The organism is Streptomyces sp. 5-10, from assembly GCF_014712245.1.
Lineage (GTDB): Bacteria > Actinomycetota > Actinomycetes > Streptomycetales > Streptomycetaceae > Streptomyces > Streptomyces violaceusniger.
Genome location: NZ_JACVYG010000004.1, coordinates 301,846 through 316,672, shown reverse-complemented (window position 1 = coordinate 316,672; position 14,827 = coordinate 301,846). Strand labels below are relative to the sequence as shown.

Here is a 14,827-nt window from a genome sequence, read left to right as displayed (position 1 = left end):
CGGGGAATGTTGACGCGTCGGGAATCTCCGACGTAATCTCCGGGCCGTGCCCACAGACGTCTTCAGCGCGCTCGCCAACCCCGTGCGCCGCAAGCTGCTCGACTGCCTCCGGAACGGCCCCCGCGCCGTCAACGACCTCGCGGGCGAGTTCGAGCTGAGCAGACCGGCGATCTCGGAACATCTCCAGGTGCTCCGGCAGGCCCGGCTCGTACGGGAGGAGCCCCGGGGGCGGCAGCGGTACTACCACCTGGAGCCGGATCCGCTCGCCGAGGTGCACCAGTGGCTGCACCCCTTCGAGCACTACTGGCGCGCCCGGCTCCGCGCGCTGCGCGATGTCCTCGACGAGGAGAACCCATGACCGAGCCCGATGCCATCCACCGCGACCAGTTCCTGCCCCATCCTCCGGCCGTCGTGTGGAAGGCCCTCACCGATCCGCGGCTCCACGCGCGGTGGTGGGCCGCGGGCGATGTGCGGGCGGAGGTCGGCCACCGCTTCACGCTCGACATGGGGTCCTGGGGGGAGCAGCCCTGTGAGGTGATCGCCGTCGAGCCGGAGCGGCTGCTGAGCTACCGCTTCGCCGAGACCACCCTCGACACCACGATCACCTGGCGCCTCGAACCGGAGGGCGCCGGCACCCGGCTCTTCCTCGAGCACGCCGGGTTCGACCTCGACTCCCCGCTGGGCAGGAAGGCGCTGGACGGCATGGGCCGCGGCTGGCCCTCGGTCCTCGAGCGCCTCGCGACGGTCCTCGCCGAACCGGAACCGGAGAGCCCGGCGGGCTGATCGACAAGCCTTATGAGAAGCGCGCTATCGCCGTCATCGTCGGCCGCAGGTTCCGTACCGCGGGCAGCCGCCGCATCAGCGGCGCCAGCGCCCCGTAGGAGAAGCCCCGCCCGCGCGGCGGCGGCACCTCGCGCACGTCCGTGATCGCCGGATGGGCCGTCCGCACCTTCGGCAGCTCACCCGCGTCCATGCCCCACGGCATGGGCGGCGCTTGATAGCCCCGCGCGGTGCGCATCTCGCCGCGCATCGTGCGGGCGCTGAACCACCGCGGCACCGCGTCGAAGACCAGCGCCCCGCCCCGGAACCGCTCGGCGCACCCCGCGATCAGGTCCTTCACCTCGGTCGGCCGCAGATACATCAGCAGCCCCTGCGCGGTGATCAGCACCCCGCGCGCCGGATCGACCTCGTCCCGCCAGGACAGGTCGAGCGCCGAGCGGGCGAGGGTGCGCCGCCGCTCCTCGTCCGGCAGCAGCGCCCGCCGCACCTCGGCGGTCTCCGGCAGCTCCACGCACAGCCAGCGCGCCCGCCCGTTGTCCACCCGCCAGAACTGCGTCTCCAGACCCTCGGCGAGCGTGACGACCGTGCCGTCGGGATGTTCGTCGAGGAAGGCCCGTACGGCGGTGTCGAAGGTGCGGACGCGCAGCGCGTGGCCCTGCGCCAGCAGCGGGCTTGGCGTCCCGAAGGTCTCCTCGAAGGGGTAGTCGACGCGATCGACCAGCTCCACGGCCTTGGGGTCGTCCAGCACGGTCCGCGCCCGGCGGGCCTCGGCGGCCCGCATATAGAGGTTCCACAGCAGGGTCTCGGGCACCTCGCTCAGCTCGACGCGCAGGCCGCCCTCGCCGTCCCTCGTGCCGTTCCCGTCCCCGTCCCTGTTCATCGCCTCCATCGCCTCCACCGCCATTCAACCTCACCCGATCCCCCATCCGGAACGGCGAACGCCCCGGCCCCCGGACGAATCCGGGGCCGGGGCGTTCAGGCGGTACGGCGGTCCTTCAACCCGCCTCGGCCGGAACCGGGCCGATCGCCCGGCCCGCCCACTCGGGGGCCTTCTCGAGCAGATCCGCCAGCCGCTCCTTCACCTCGTCGGGGAACGGGGCCGAGCGGCTCTCCTTCTGGTCGATGTGGAGCGCCAGCAGCTCGGTCGTGGCCACGGGCGCGCCGTCCGGCTCGCCCACGTGCATCTCGTGGGTGAACCGGACCTTCTTCTCGTCCACGCCGATGACGCGCGTACGGATGGTGAGTTCGGCGCCCTCCTCGACCTCGCTCAGATACCGGATGTGCGACTCCACGGTGTAGAGGGAGCAGCCGGTCTTGGCGCGGTAGGCGGAGTCGAGTCCGGTCTCCACCATCATCTCGTCGGTGCTGTGGCCGAAGACGAGGACGTAGAACGCCTCGCTCATATGGCCGTTGTAGTCGATCCACTCGGGACGTACGGTCTGCCGGTAGTCGGGGAGCGTGCTGCTCACTTCTGATCTCCCGTGGTGCTGGGGGTATGTGCGATGCCGTCCGTCCCCTCGGTGCGCTGCCGCGGCAGTCGGCCAGTCGCCCGCAGGACGTCGATGACGCCCTGGTCCCGCTCCGCGACGAGCTGCGCGATGGTACGGCTGCCCGCCGCCTCGTCACAGCCGTCGACCATGGCCGCACGCAGCGTGTCGTCCAGCTCAGGCGCCTCGAGACGGGTCCACGGAGACTTCAACGAGGGTCCGAAGTGGTCGAGCATATGTCCCATGCCTCCGTCGCCGCCCGCCAGGGCGAACGTGAGGCAGGGACCCATGAACGCCCACCTCAGCCCGGGCCCCTCGGTGATCGAGTCGTCGATCTCCTTCACCGTGGCCTCACCGTTGGCGACCATGTGCAGCGCCTCGCGCCACAGCGCCTCCTGGAGCCGGTTGGCGATGAAGCCGGGCAGCTCGCGCTCCATGGTGATCACGGACTTGCCCGCCACCTCGTAGAAGCGCGAGGCCCACTCGACCGCCGCGGCGTCGGTCCGCTCCCCGCCGACGACCTCGACCAGCGGAATGAGATACGGCGGGTTGAAGGGGTGGCCGACGACGAGGCGGCCGGGGTCGGCGGCCTCGGTCTGCATATCGGTCATCGGATAGCCGGAGGTGGAGGAGGCGATGACGACGCCGGGCGGGGCCGCCGCGTCCAGCTGGGCCAGCAGCGACCGCTTGAGCTCCAGCTTCTCGGGGGCGCTCTCCTGGACGAACTGCGCCTCGGCCACGGCCTCCTCGGCGGTCGCGGTGACGGTCAGCCGGTCGGGGGAGGCGCCGTCGGCGAGGCCGATCTGCTCCAGGGCGGGCCAGGCGGCCGCCACCAGGCGGCGCAGCTTCTCCTCGGCGTCGGGGGCCGGGTCCCAGGCGGTGACGTCATAGCCGCGCGCCAGGAAGTGGGCGACCCAGCCGCCGCCGATGACTCCGGCGCCGACGCAGGCGACGCGGCGTACCTCTTCGGGGGTGCGGGGGGATGAGGGCATGGCGGTCCTAAGGGTGTGAGGGGGGAGAGGAGGAAGGGAGGGGAACCGGTGGGGGATTACGCGCGGGGCTTGAGGCCCAGCCGCTGCCGCGCCTCGTCCGGCGTGGCGACCTTCGCGCCCAGCAGCTCCGTGATCTGGACCGCGCGCTCGACGAGCTGGCCGTTGGTGGCCTTGACGCCCCGGCTGAGGTAGAGGTTGTCCTCAAGACCGACCCGTACGTTCCCGCCGAGCAGGATGGACTGCGCCACCCACGGCATCTGCGTCCGGCCCAGCGCGAAGCTGGCCCACTGGGCGCCCTCGGGCAGCATGTTGACCATCGCCTGGAGCACGCCCGGATCGGCCGGGGCGCCCCACGGGATGCCCATGCACAGCTGGAAGACGGTCGGGTCGTCCAGCAGCCCCTCGGCCAGCAGCTGCTTGGCGAACCACAGCTGCCCGGTGTCGAAGATCTCCAGCTCGGGGCGTACGCCCAGCTCCTGGATGCGCTTGGCGCCGGTGCGCAGCATGTCGGGGGTGGAGACGTAGAGGTTGCTGCCGTCGCCGAAGTTGAGCGAGCCGCAGTCCAGGGTGCAGATGTCGGGGAGCAGGTCCTCGACGTGGGGGAGCCGGTCCAGGCCGCTGACCAGGTCGGTGCCGGGGAGGTGGGTGAGCGGGTTCTCCGGGTCGATGACCAGGTCGCCGCCCATGCCCGCGGTGAGGTTGATGACGACGTCGGTGCCGGTCTCCTTGACCCGCTCCACGACCTCGCGGTAGAGCCGCGGATCGCGGGCGGGGGCGCCGGTCTCGGGGTCGCGTACGTGGATGTGGACCACGGCCGCCCCGGCCTCCGCGGCCTCGACGGCGGAGCGGGCTATCTGCTCGGGGGTGACGGGGACATGGGGGCTGCGGCCCACGGTGTCACCGGCGCCGGTGAGGGCACAGGTGATGATGACGCTGTCGTTCATGGGCATGGGCTTTACTCCCTCTCTCGCGGTGCGCCGCACTCTGGCGGTGCTTCAGCTACGGTCCTGGCTGGTCGGCGGTCGGCCCGGCCGCATCGGGGCCGGATCGGCGTGCGGTCAATTCGGTGTCCACGTACGCGTTGCAGGCGAGCTCCATGGCCTCGGCACTGGTACCGCCCGCGCCGGGCCCGGAGGCCAGCACCTGAATGGCGAGTCCGTCGATCAGCGCGGTCAGGCGCAGCGCGCTGAACTCCGGGTCGACGGCGCGGAAGACCCCCTGCGCGATGCCGCGCCGGATCACCTCGGCCACGGTCTGCCGCCACTGCCGGTAGAAGTCGGCGTGCAGCCGCCCGATGGCCGTGGACCGCGCGGCCTCGGCCCACAGGTCCATCCACACCAGCCACTGCTGCCGCTGCCGCTCGGTGTACGGCGCCTGGAGCGCGATCAGCTGCCGCAGCTCCTCGCGCGCGTCGTCGGCCTCGGCGATCCGGGCGGCGCGGCGCGCGGTGTCCTCGTCCATGCACCAGCGCACGGCGGCCTCGAGCAGCTCGGCGCGGCCCGGGAAGTGGTAGTGGATGGTGGCGGTGCTGGTGTCGCAGGCGGCGGCGATGTCGGCGACGCGTACGGCGTGGAAGCCGCGCTCGGCGATGAGCCGCACCGTCTCCCGCACGATCTGCAGCGGCCGCCCGCTGCCGGGGGGCGCGGCGAGGGCGGCCGGCCGCGGCGCCCCGGCGGCCCCGCCGGCCGCACCGCCGTCCGCTCCTCCGCCGTCCGCTCCGTCGGCTCCGCCGTCCGCTCCGTCGGCCGTCGTGGTGCCCAGCAGCCATCCGGCGTCCACGTTCCCGGCGTCGGCGATCCGCGCCAGCTCGGCCACGGTGAAGCGCCGGCTCCCGCTGAGCGAACGCGAGAGCTTGGACGGGTCCATCACGACCCGCCGGGCGAATTCGCGCTGGGTACAACCGGCCTCGCCGATCACCTGACGTACGCGTTCCGCCACGTCGAACTGTTGCCGCATGGCCGACACCGTACGGATGCGTTGAGATAAGCGCAATGAATGCGACGACGAGATGCCCGCTTCATCCATGAATCAAGGGGAATGTCACCCGGAAATTGCGATGCGGACTGACTGATGCATCAGTTGCGCTCGATGATGTTCGAACACTTCCGACTATGCTCACCGGGCGTGAGAACAGGAGAGATCGGGTGACATCGGGTGGGGACGACGTACGGCTTATCGGCGGCCGCTACCAGCTGGGCAACCGGCTCGGACGAGGCGGCATGGGCACGGTCTGGCGCGCGTACGACCAGATGCTGGCGCGCGAGGTCGCTGCCAAGGAGCTGAACGTCGCGAGCGACGACCGCGAGTACCACCGGCGGCTGCGCCGGGCGCTGAGAGAGGCACGTACCGTCGCCCGGGTGCACCACCCGCATGTGGTGGGCGTCCATGACCTGGTCGAACACGACGACCGGCTGTGGATCGTGATGGAGCTGATCGACGGCCCCTCCCTGGCCCGCCGGATCGCGGACGACGGCCCCCTCACGCCCCGCCACACCGCCGCCCTCGGGCTGCAACTGCTCGGCGCGCTGGAGGCCGTGCACGCCGCCGGGGCGCTGCACCGCGACGTCAAGCCCGCCAACATCCTGCTGCGCCGGGACGGCGGCGCCGTCCTCACCGACTTCGGCATCGCCGCCCTGGAGGACGACGAGTCGCTCACCACCACCGGCGAACTCCTCGGCTCCATCGGCTACATGGCGCCCGAGCGGCTGACCGCGGAGGAGGTCGGCCCGCCGTCGGACCTGTGGTCGCTGGGCGCGACCCTGTCCGCGGTCGCCTCCGGCGTACCGCCCTTCCAGCGCCCCACGGGGGCCGCCGCGCTGCACGCGGTCACCTTCGCGGATCCGGTCATCCCGGAACGGGTCGGCCCGCTGCGGCCCATCGTCGAGGCCCTGCTGAACAAGTCCCCGGGCCTACGCCCGTCCGCGGCCACGGTCGGGGCAGCGCTGCGCCGCGTGGCGGACGGCGCGGAAGACCCGGGCCCCCTGCCCCCGGCGGGCGCCCCGGGCGACTCCCCGGAGCCCCCTGCGGCCACCCCCGCGAACGTGGCGGACACCCCGACGCTGACCGCGACCCCCACGGTGACCGCACCCCACACCCTCACCGAACCCCCGACACCGACCACGCCCCACACCCCCACCGGATCCCCGGCCCTCGCCGGATCGCCCACCCTCGCCGGGACCCCCACCCTGGACCGGGAACCGACCGTCATCGACCAGGCGGCCGGATCGCGGCCCCCTCGACCCCGCGGCCGCGGCCGGGCCCGGACCTGGTGGTGGACGGCGGGCGCGGCGCTCGCCGTGTCGGCGCTGGCCACCGGGCTCTTCTTCGCCTTCGGACCCCCGTCCGACGGCGACGGCGACGACGACGCGGCGCAGCCTCCCGCCACCACCACCAGGAAGGTGACCGTGGACGCGGCCCGCGGCTGGCAGTCCGCGACGAGCACCCCGGTCCGGAAGGGCGACAAGGTGACGGTCCGCTACACCTCCGGCACCTGGACCGTGGACTCCGCCAACCTGCCCCTCGTCGGCCCGGTCGGCCACACCGCCGCCGACGACGAATCCCTCCGCTTCGCGCAGGACTGCAAGGTGAACCCCGACGTCCCCTTCGGCACCCTGCTGGGCCGCTACCCCGGAAACCCCGGCAACCCCCACGCCGTTGGCCGCGCCTGGCACTTCCAGGCCACCCGCCCGGGCACCCTGCAACTCCGCGTCAACGACCGCGAGGGCTGCCTCGACGACAACAAGGGCGCCCTCACCGTCACCGTGCGGATCACCCACTGAATCACCCACCGCATCACCCGCTGACCGGGCGATGCGGCGCGCCCGAGCACCCGGTTCCGCGAAAAACACGGGCCCCACGCCCATCGGGGTGGGCCGTATGCGTTACGCCGGAAGCGCATTCAGCCAGTCGACCAGCAGTCGATTGACCTCCTCCGGGCGCTCCTGCTGGATCCAGTGGCCGCAGTCCTCGAGGATGTGCGAGCCGACGAGCCCGGGCAGCGTGCTCGGGTACGCCTTGATCGCGTCGCCCATCCAGGCGGTCGAGGCGTCCAGGGCGCCGCCGACGAACAGCGACGGCTGGGTGATGGGCGCGCCGTCGTACTCGGCCAGGTCCTCCCAGTCCCGGTCCATGTTGCGGTAGCGGTTCAACCCTCCGCTCAGCCCGGTCCGCTCGAACTCACCGGCGTAGACATCGAGGTCCCCCTCGCTCAGCCAGGCGGGCAGCCGCCCGGCGGGGAACCGCTCGCGCAGCGTCCCGCCGCGCGTGACGAAGTGCGGGTCGGGCAGGTCGGGCCCGGGCATGGTGTCGGCGGACAGCGCCGCGTAGATCCCCGCCAGCCAGCCGCGGACCTCCGGCTCGATCTCCGCCTCGGCCCGGCCCGGCTCCTGGAAGTAGGAGACGTAGAACTCCTCGTCCCCGCCCATCCCGGCGAAGACCTCGGAGGGCCTGGGGCCGCCGCGCGGGGTGTACGGCACGCTCAGCAGCCCGACCGCCCGGAACACCTCCGGGCGCAGCAGGGCGGAATGGGCGGCGATGGACGAGCCCCAGTCGTGCCCGATCACCACGGCGGACTCCTCGCCCAGCGCCTCCACCACGGCGACGTTGTCCGCCACCAGCTCCCGCATCCGGTACGCGTCCACCGCCCCGGGCCGGGACGAGCGGCCGTATCCGCGGACGTCGACGGCGGCCACCCGATACCCGGCCGCGGCCAGCGCGGGCAGCTGGTGGCGCCACGAGTACCAGGACTCCGGAAAGCCGTGGACGAGCAGCACCAGCGGGCCGGTGCCCTGCTCCACGAGGTGGATCCGCCCGGCGGGTGAGGGCACCAGACGGTGGGTGAGGTCGGTCGTGGGCGGCGTCTGCGGCATGGTTCCCTCCCGGGGCGTGCTGGGCGTTCTCTGTGGCGGCCGATGGGTCCGAGCCTGCCGCGCGGCGGGGATCCGGACCACACCTGTTGCCGGTTCGGCAAACCGCTCCGGCCGCTCGCCGACGCACCAGATGTGCGGATTCGTGACGTTACGTCCAGAATTGATCGCACGGTGAGTCTTCTCGTGGAGGTGAGGGCCGTGGCGACCTACATCACGCTGCTGAACTGGACCGAGCAGGGAGTGCGGGCCTACAAGGACACCACGCAGCGCACCGAGGACTTCGCCACGGCGCTGAGCAAGCTCGGAGCGCGGCTCGTGGACATCTACTGGACGGACGGGCCGTACGACCTCGTCTGCATCGTCGAGGCCCCGGACGACGAAACCGCGACCGCGGCGTCGCTGCAGCTCAGCGCGTTGGGCAATGTCCGCACCACGACCCTGCGGGCCTTCGGCCGGGAGGGTATGGACCGCATCATCGCCAAGGTCGCCGGCTGAGGCGGTGCGTCGGCGTGTCCTTGCCGGCGCCGAGGTCGGTGGAGGCGAAGTAGCAGGTCCGGTCGGTGGTGTTGTCGTAGGTGACGATCGCCGTGTTCGGCCGGTGGCCCGACCCGGACAAGCCGGGTCGGGCCACCGAACCAACAACAACCTGGTGCTACTTCGTGGCGGGCCCGGACAGCTCCTTGCCGAAGGCGGCGTCGGTCGCCGGGGAGCCGAGATCGCCCGGTCCGATGAGGGCGGAGCCCTCGGCGGTGAGCCCGTCGGCGCCCGCGTACAGCAGGGCCACCGCGCCCGCGCCCTCGGTCCGGTTCGGGACCCCGACGGCCAGGTCGGGCTTGCCGTCGCCGTTGTAGTCGGCCGGCGAGATGGCGTCGCCGAACCAGTCGCCGCCCACCATGTCGCCGGGGACGCCCTCGGTGTCGAGGGAGAAGGTCTGCGCACCCGCGTCGGTCAGCCAGTCCTTGGTGCCCTTGAGCACCGTGATGGCACCGGCGTCGTTGTAGCCCCCGGGGGCCTCGGCGTCGGTGTCGCTGACGACGAGGTCGTCGTGGCCGTCGCCGTTGATGTCGGTGAGCCGGGCGGCGATGCCGTTCTGGGCCTTGCCCGTCCAGTTCACCGGATGGGCGGTGTCCAGCCCCTCGGCCGTGCCCGGGTACGTCCGCAGCCGCGCGTCGTCCGGACCGTCCTCGAAGCCGGTGTCCGTGACGACGTCGTCCTTGCCGTCGCCGTTGATGTCACCCACCACGGCCCGGTACGAGGCGAACGGCAGCGGTACGTCCTTGCCCAGCGAGGTGTTCTTCAGCCCCCCGGACGAACCGGGCAGCACGCCGAGCGTGCCCTCGTCGGCGGGGTCGTCCTGGTAGGCGACGGTGACCAGGTCGGCGAAGCCGTCCCCGTTGATGTCGCCGGAGGACAGGTGCTCTATGCCCGCACCGCCGCCGGGCGGGGTGACGCCGGTCATCTTCGGGGTGGCCGTCTCGCGCAGGTTCGCCGCGCCGTTCACGACCTGGACCTGGGTGCCGTCCGAGATGGCGATGTCGTCGCGGCCGTCGTGGTTGTAGTCGCCCACGGCCATCGTGTCGCCGAACAGCGCGTAGGCGGTGGCCTTGGGCGCGTGGAAGGCGATGGCGTCGCTGGAGAGGCCGTCCTTGGAGCCGAAGACGACCGTGACCGAACCGGCCCGCTTGGCGCTGCCGATGGCCTCGTAGTTCGCGGCGATGATCAGGTCGCCGTACCCGTCCCCGTCCACATCGCCGCGCACCACGGCCGAGCCGAAGTGGTCCCCGGCCTCGGGGGTCCCGGGAATCCCCGGGCTGGCCTGCGACAACGTGCCGTGCCGCCCGGTGTCCACCCCGGCCTTCGCCCCGTAGGTCACACCCACGTAGCCCGCCTTGGACTTCCCCGAAACGGTCCCGTCGGGCGCGCCCACGCCGAGATCGGCATAGCCGTCGCCGTCGATATCGCCCGGTGTGGTCTTGCCTGCCGCGGCAGCCGTGGGGGAGGGCTGCTTCTGGTCGGTCCCGTCGCCGTTCGACACTACGGCGCCGGCCCCGGCGGCCACAGCGGCGGTCACGACGGCACCCACCGCCACGCCCACCACACCTCGGGTTCTATTGCGCACAAATCCTCCATGAGTAAACGCATCGGTCGCCCTTGAGCCCCGACCGCCACCTGTCTCCCCCGGCGGCCGGATAAGGAAGGGTCATGGAAGGAGAGCTGTCCGGAAGCTGAACGGTTGCATAATCAAAGGAAAACGAGACAAGGTCGTGATCAAGCCCAGGCGCGGCCCAACTCCCGTGCTGGATGCGGAACTTGAGCCCAAAGGTGGAGAAGCCGGACGCATCGCGGACGGCCGCCGTTGTCCGCGTCAACGAGATGCCCCGGCCGCGTACGCCACCCTCCGTCGCTGGCCGTGAAGGCCCCCATGTCCCCCGGCCCGCGTGCGCCCCGCCCCGCACCGTCGCAATCTGGACGCATGAGCCGTCGGCGCCCGGCGAAGGGGGCCCATCGACCACGATGGGGGACCCATGGACCACGCCGACGGGCTCTCCCGCCCCCGCCGGTCCACCCCTGGAGGTCTCGCCATGTCGAGCGAAGAGTCGATGGCAGGCAGCGCCGAGAGCCAAGCGCGCTTGGCGGCGCTGAGCTCGGCGATCACCGTGCTGCAGTCGGCGAAGCCGCCGTTCGTGCCGGAGGGGGCGGAGGGGATGACGATCCGCGTCGACTACCCGCCCGGCGACCCCGGCCTTCCCCCGCACCGGCACTCGGGCCCCGCTTTCGGCTTCGTGCTGGAGGGCGAGATGCTCTTCGAGCTGGAAGGCGAGCCGGAGCGAGTGATCAGGGCGGGGGAGACGTTCTGGGAACCGGGCGGCGACGTCATCCACTACCAGGACGGGAACAACCGGACGGACGCCTGGAGCCGCTTCATCGTCACCATGCTCTGCGCGCCGGGCCAGCCCATGGTCACCCTGGTCGACGACGAGGAACTGGCCCAGCGCCAACACCTACGGGCTCCCCGCCCGGGTGCGTGATCGATCGCCGACGCCGCAGCAATCCGCTGCTGACGCCGCACTGGGGCGCCGAACACCGGGGTCAGTCGGCGCGGCCGGTCGCCGCCACGGTCACGCCCAGCCCGATCATCGCGAGACCACCCGCCCCGCCGACCATCGACAGCCGCCGGTCCGAGCGGGCGAACCAGGAACGGGCCGCCGAGGCGCCCAGGCCCCAGAGGGTGTCAGTGATCAGTCCGATGGTGACCGGGACCAGGCCCAGCACCATCATCTGCAGGGGCAGGTGGCCCGCCGAGTGGTTGACGAACTGCGGGAGCACCGCCGCGAAGAAGACGATGCCCTTCGGGTTCGTGACGCCGACGAAAATGCCGTCCAGGATCGTGCGCAGATCGCCGCGCCGCGTACGGGCCGGGGCCTCCACCATGTCCGGGTCCGTCACGCGCATGTCCCTGCGGTGCCGGAACGCCTGCACGCCCAGATGGACGAGATACGCCGCCCCTGCCAGCTTCACGCCCGTGAAGACCGCCGCCGAGCTCTCCACCAGCGCACCGAGACCCCACGCCACGGCGATCACGAGCAGGTAGGAGCCGGCCACGTTGCCGAGGACCGTCTCCAGGGCCGTACGACGGCCGTAGGCGAGGGCCCGGCCAACCACGAACAGCACACTCGGCCCCGGAATCACGATCACCAGTAGCGACATCGCCGCGAACGCGAGAATGCTCTCCGTGGACACCATATGTCTGCCCCTCCTGGGCCGGCTCAGTAGAGGAGGCATTCAAACAGAAGCCGGAGCGTCCGCTCCAGACCCATCCGCACGCGGACCACGGCGGTGGGCTCCGGCGCCCGGAACCCTCATTCACCTCGGAGCCCTCATTCCCTGGAGGCCGCGGGTGATCCCTCGCGCCGGACGATCCGCATCACCGGTCTGACCCGGCCGAGCGCGCCGACGGAAAGGGTGCTGGGTCCGCTCAATCCGGCTCAGGGACGGCCAGGCGGCACGCCGCTGCCTGGCCGCCGGGCTCGCCGCCGCCAAGGGCGTCCGCTGACGTCCCTCAGCCCAGCACCCGCCCGAGGAAGCCGCGCAGGTAACCCGCGACGACGTCCAGGTGGCTCTCCAGCAGGAAGTGACCGCCGTTGATCAGGTGCACCTCGGCGTCCTTGGCGTCGCGGGCGAAGGCCCGCGCGCCGGCCGGGCCGAAGATTTCGTCATTGCGGCCCCACACGGCGAGCACCGGGACCTCGCTGGTGCGCAGGAACTCGTGCAGCAGCGGGTAGAGCGGGCGGTTGTTCTGGTAGTCGCGGAACAGCGCCAGCTGGACCTCGTCGTTGCCCTCGCGGGAGACGAGGGCGAAGTCGTGCTCCCAGGTGTCCGGGCTGACCAGGCTCGGGTCGGGTACGCCGTGCAGGTACTGCCAGCGGATGGCGTCGATGCCCAGCGCGGCGCGGACGGCGGGTTCGGTGTCGGGGCCGGGGTTCGCCCCGTAGGCCCAGACGTCGGTCCAGAACGACTCGACAAAGCCGTCCTCGTAGCCGTTGCCGTTCTGGGTGACGAGGGCGGAGATCCGTTCGGGGTGCCTGAGGGCGAGGCGCCATCCGATGGGGGCGCCGTAGTCCTGGACGTAGAGGGCGTAGCGGTTCAGGCCCAGCTGGTCGAGCAGTCCGGAGGTGAGTTCGGCGAGGGCGTCGAAGGTGTAGGTGAACTCTTCTGCGCGGGGGGCGGCGGAGTGGCCGAAGCCGAGGTGGTCCGGCGCGATGACGCGGTAGTCGTCGGCCAGCAGCGGGATGAGTTCGCGGAACATGAACGAGCTGGTCGGGTAGCCGTGCAGCAGGACGATCGCGGGGGCGTCGGCGGGGCCGGCTTCGCGGTAGAAGATCTCGTGGCCGTCGACGGTGGCAGTCCGGTGGTGCACCGAGCTCATTATAACCTCTTTAAATGCTTGATCTGGTTAGGTTCTTCGCCATGCAAGCACGAGCTGAGCTAACCTGTCAAAGGATTCAATCTGGTTAGAGGGGGTGGCGCCCGATGGACGCGCTGCTGGACCTGCTCAACAGCAGGCCACTGGTCAACGGCGAGGAACAGGACGCGCTCGGCGACCCGGACAGCGGCAGGCGCTGGGCACGGGAGCACGGCGGCGACGGCAGCCTCGCGGAACTGGCGCTGCTGCGCGAGGCACGGGACGCCCTGCGGGACGTGGTGCGCGGAGAAAGCTCGCCAGCCGTGCTGAGCCCGCTGCTCGAAGGGGTCCACCAGGTTCCGGAGATCACGTCGGATGGTCTTCAGTGGACAGTCAAGACTCCCCCGCACGCCCGGCTGGCCGTCGAGGTGATCCTCGCCTGGGCCGCCACCGAGAAGCGACTGCCCGGCCGACTCCGCCCCTGCGCCAACGCCGAGTGCCAGCTGTTCCTGCTCGACCGCAGCCGCGCCAACCGCGCCCGCTGGTGCTCAATGGCTGTCTGCGGCAACCGCGAAAAAGCGCGCCGCCACTACGAACGCACCCGCTGACCTCGCGAGCCCGCAGACCGAGCGCCGCCGGGCCGATGCCGAGGAGCGGCCGAGGGGATACTCAGTGCCCTGGCGAGCGCATCAGTCGCGGTGGGCGACCGGCTCGGGATGCGCGTCGAGCGCATCGAGCACCGCGTCACCGTTCGCCCTCGCCCACTCGGTCAGCATGTGGATCGGATCGATCAGCGTCGCCCCGAGCGGGGTGAGCTCGTACTCGACGCGGGGCGGCACCTCGGCGTAGGCGTGGCGGCGGATGAGTCCGTGCGCCTCGAGCCGTCGGAGCGTCTGGGTGAGCATCTTGCGGGAGATGCCGCCGATCATCTCGATCAGCTCGCCATGGCGCACCGGGCCCTCGCTGAGGCCGTAGAGCACGACCGCCGTCCACTTGTCGGCGATCAGCTCGACCGCCAGACGCGCCGGACAGTCGGCGAGAAAGGGACCACCGGGACCGAAACCGCTCATGGCGCCAAGGTACCCGCGCCACAGGCACCTGCGGGTTCCTGTCGGAAACCTAGCCTGGGTTCTCTCCCCCCTCCCAAGCCAGGAGAGTCATGCGAGTCATCACCCAGCAGACGCTCGGCGGTCCCGAGGTGCTCACCATCGTGGACGCGCCCGAGCCCCAGCCCCTCCCGACCGAGGTTCTCGTCCGCGTCAAGGCGATCGGGCTGAACCCGCTGGAGGCGCGCCTGCGCGCCGGCGAGTTCCCGCTGATCGGCCGGCCGCCGTTCATCCTCGGCTGGGACATCAGCGGCGTGGTCGAGGAGGCGCCGCAGACGTGGCGGTTCAGGCCCGGCGACGAGGTGTTCGGGATGCCGCTGTTCCCGCGGGCGGCGAGCGCGTACGCCGAGGTCGTGTCGGCGCCGGCGTTGCACCTGGCGGCCAAGCCGGCGTCGCTCTCGCACGTCGAGGCGTCGGCGCTGCCGGTCGTCGGGCTGACGGCGTGGCAGGGTCTCGTCGACCTCGGCGGCGTGAGCGAGGGCGACCGCGTCCTGGTCCACGGCGGTGGTGGCGGGGTCGGCCACGTCGCGATCCAGATCGCGAAGGCGCTCGGCGCGCATGTGATCGCGACCGCCGGCGGGAGCAAGCGGAAGTTCGTCGAGGGGTTCGGCGCCGACGAGGTGATCGACTACACGGCGGTCGACTTCACCGAGGCGGTCCGCGACATCGACGTCGTGCTCGACACGATCGG

At 71.7% G+C, this 14,827-nt stretch carries 17 protein-coding genes; 7 read left to right on the top strand and 10 right to left on the bottom strand.

Annotated elements, in window-relative coordinates; genetic code table 11:
* Positions 1-46: 46 nt before the first annotated feature.
* Positions 47-358, top strand: coding sequence for an ArsR/SmtB family transcription factor (locus IEJ02_RS07590; protein WP_191064003.1), 312 nt, complete (start codon positions 47-49; stop codon positions 356-358).
* Positions 355-783 (top strand): SRPBCC family protein, encoded by a 429-nt coding sequence (locus IEJ02_RS07585; RefSeq protein ID WP_191064002.1) that lies wholly within the window; start codon positions 355-357, stop codon positions 781-783. The genes IEJ02_RS07590 and IEJ02_RS07585 overlap by 4 nt, the downstream gene beginning before the upstream one ends.
* A 10-nt stretch (positions 784-793) precedes the next feature.
* Here the strand turns inward: IEJ02_RS07585 and IEJ02_RS07580 are convergent, their stop codons facing one another.
* The 5 genes from IEJ02_RS07580 to IEJ02_RS07560 form a co-directional block, all read right to left on the bottom strand.
* Positions 794-1,660 (bottom strand): class I SAM-dependent methyltransferase, encoded by an 867-nt coding sequence (locus tag IEJ02_RS07580; RefSeq protein WP_191064001.1) that lies wholly within the window; start codon positions 1,658-1,660, stop codon positions 794-796.
* Between the two features lie 115 nt (positions 1,661-1,775).
* Positions 1,776-2,249, bottom strand: a complete 474-nt coding sequence (locus IEJ02_RS07575; RefSeq protein WP_191064000.1) for a thioesterase family protein — start codon at positions 2,247-2,249, stop codon at positions 1,776-1,778.
* Positions 2,246-3,259, bottom strand: coding sequence for a 3-hydroxyacyl-CoA dehydrogenase NAD-binding domain-containing protein (locus tag IEJ02_RS07570; RefSeq protein ID WP_191063999.1), 1,014 nt, complete (start codon positions 3,257-3,259; stop codon positions 2,246-2,248). Before IEJ02_RS07570 ends, IEJ02_RS07575 begins: the two co-directional genes overlap by 4 nt.
* 56 nt (positions 3,260-3,315) lie before the next feature.
* The gene (locus IEJ02_RS07565) at positions 3,316-4,209 is read right to left on the bottom strand and encodes a beta-keto acid cleavage family enzyme (protein ID WP_191063998.1); all 894 of its coding nucleotides are present in this window, start codon (positions 4,207-4,209) and stop codon (positions 3,316-3,318) included.
* A gap of 49 nt (positions 4,210-4,258) precedes the next feature.
* Positions 4,259-5,215 (bottom strand): TetR/AcrR family transcriptional regulator, encoded by a 957-nt coding sequence (locus IEJ02_RS07560; RefSeq protein ID WP_191063997.1) that lies wholly within the window; start codon positions 5,213-5,215, stop codon positions 4,259-4,261.
* 188 nt (positions 5,216-5,403) lie between these two features.
* Here IEJ02_RS07560 and IEJ02_RS07555 point away from each other — a divergent pair, with 188 nt between their 5' ends.
* Entirely contained in the window at positions 5,404-7,038 is a 1,635-nt protein-coding gene (locus tag IEJ02_RS07555; RefSeq protein ID WP_191063996.1) for a serine/threonine-protein kinase, read from the top strand.
* A gap of 102 nt (positions 7,039-7,140) precedes the next feature.
* On the opposite strand, the gene IEJ02_RS07550 is transcribed toward IEJ02_RS07555, so the two are convergent.
* Entirely contained in the window at positions 7,141-8,127 is a 987-nt protein-coding gene (locus tag IEJ02_RS07550; RefSeq protein ID WP_191063995.1) for an alpha/beta fold hydrolase, read from the bottom strand.
* Positions 8,128-8,325: 198 nt separating this feature from the next.
* On the opposite strand from IEJ02_RS07550, the gene IEJ02_RS07545 reads away from it, so the two are divergent.
* Positions 8,326-8,622: a GYD domain-containing protein gene (locus IEJ02_RS07545; protein WP_191063994.1), complete on the top strand. Its 297-nt coding sequence runs from the start codon at positions 8,326-8,328 to the stop codon at positions 8,620-8,622.
* Positions 8,623-8,779: 157 nt separating this feature from the next.
* Here the strand turns inward: IEJ02_RS07545 and IEJ02_RS07540 are convergent, their stop codons facing one another.
* On the bottom strand, positions 8,780-10,246 hold the full coding sequence (locus IEJ02_RS07540; RefSeq protein WP_191063993.1) for an FG-GAP and VCBS repeat-containing protein: 1,467 nt from the start codon (positions 10,244-10,246) through the stop codon (positions 8,780-8,782).
* A gap of 481 nt (positions 10,247-10,727) precedes the next feature.
* Between IEJ02_RS07540 and IEJ02_RS07535 the strand changes: the two genes are divergently transcribed.
* The gene (locus tag IEJ02_RS07535) at positions 10,728-11,156 is read left to right on the top strand and encodes a cupin domain-containing protein (RefSeq protein ID WP_223863551.1); all 429 of its coding nucleotides are present in this window, start codon (positions 10,728-10,730) and stop codon (positions 11,154-11,156) included.
* A 61-nt stretch (positions 11,157-11,217) separates the two neighbouring features.
* On the opposite strand, the gene IEJ02_RS07530 is transcribed toward IEJ02_RS07535, so the two are convergent.
* A complete protein-coding gene (locus IEJ02_RS07530; RefSeq protein WP_191063991.1) occupies positions 11,218-11,871 on the bottom strand; it encodes a LysE family translocator in 654 nt (217 codons plus the stop codon).
* A gap of 316 nt (positions 11,872-12,187) precedes the next feature.
* Positions 12,188-13,054 carry an alpha/beta fold hydrolase gene (locus tag IEJ02_RS07525; protein ID WP_191063990.1) on the bottom strand — a complete coding sequence of 289 codons (867 nt, stop codon included), beginning with the start codon at positions 13,052-13,054 and terminating at the stop codon, positions 12,188-12,190.
* Positions 13,055-13,158: 104 nt separating this feature from the next.
* On the opposite strand from IEJ02_RS07525, the gene IEJ02_RS07520 reads away from it, so the two are divergent.
* On the top strand, positions 13,159-13,638 hold the full coding sequence (locus IEJ02_RS07520) for a CGNR zinc finger domain-containing protein (protein WP_191063989.1): 480 nt from the start codon (positions 13,159-13,161) through the stop codon (positions 13,636-13,638).
* A gap of 81 nt (positions 13,639-13,719) precedes the next feature.
* Here IEJ02_RS07520 and IEJ02_RS07515 read toward each other — a convergent pair whose 3' ends face one another.
* Positions 13,720-14,100: a winged helix-turn-helix transcriptional regulator gene (locus IEJ02_RS07515; protein ID WP_191063988.1), complete on the bottom strand. Its 381-nt coding sequence runs from the start codon at positions 14,098-14,100 to the stop codon at positions 13,720-13,722.
* Between the two features lie 89 nt (positions 14,101-14,189).
* Between IEJ02_RS07515 and IEJ02_RS07510 the strand changes: the two genes are divergently transcribed.
* The coding region (locus tag IEJ02_RS07510; protein WP_223863550.1) for an NADP-dependent oxidoreductase at positions 14,190-14,827 on the top strand (638 nt) is incomplete at its 3' end.

Coding starts and splice junctions, on each gene's coding strand:
- IEJ02_RS07515 (WP_191063988.1), bottom strand. CDS start 14,100: ATGAGCGGTTTCGGTCCCGGTGGTCCCTTTCTCGCCGACTGTCCGGCG.
- IEJ02_RS07525 (WP_191063990.1), bottom strand. CDS start 13,054: ATGAGCTCGGTGCACCACCGGACTGCCACCGTCGACGGCCACGAGATC.
- IEJ02_RS07550 (WP_191063995.1), bottom strand. CDS start 8,127: ATGCCGCAGACGCCGCCCACGACCGACCTCACCCACCGTCTGGTGCCC.
- IEJ02_RS07520 (WP_191063989.1), top strand. CDS start 13,159: ATGGACGCGCTGCTGGACCTGCTCAACAGCAGGCCACTGGTCAACGGC.
- IEJ02_RS07580 (WP_191064001.1), bottom strand. CDS start 1,660: ATGAACAGGGACGGGGACGGGAACGGCACGAGGGACGGCGAGGGCGGC.
- IEJ02_RS07530 (WP_191063991.1), bottom strand. CDS start 11,871: ATGGTGTCCACGGAGAGCATTCTCGCGTTCGCGGCGATGTCGCTACTG.
- IEJ02_RS07585 (WP_191064002.1), top strand. CDS start 355: ATGACCGAGCCCGATGCCATCCACCGCGACCAGTTCCTGCCCCATCCT.
- IEJ02_RS07535 (WP_223863551.1), top strand. CDS start 10,728: ATGGCAGGCAGCGCCGAGAGCCAAGCGCGCTTGGCGGCGCTGAGCTCG.
- IEJ02_RS07570 (WP_191063999.1), bottom strand. CDS start 3,259: ATGCCCTCATCCCCCCGCACCCCCGAAGAGGTACGCCGCGTCGCCTGC.
- IEJ02_RS07560 (WP_191063997.1), bottom strand. CDS start 5,215: ATGCGGCAACAGTTCGACGTGGCGGAACGCGTACGTCAGGTGATCGGC.
- IEJ02_RS07565 (WP_191063998.1), bottom strand. CDS start 4,209: ATGCCCATGAACGACAGCGTCATCATCACCTGTGCCCTCACCGGCGCC.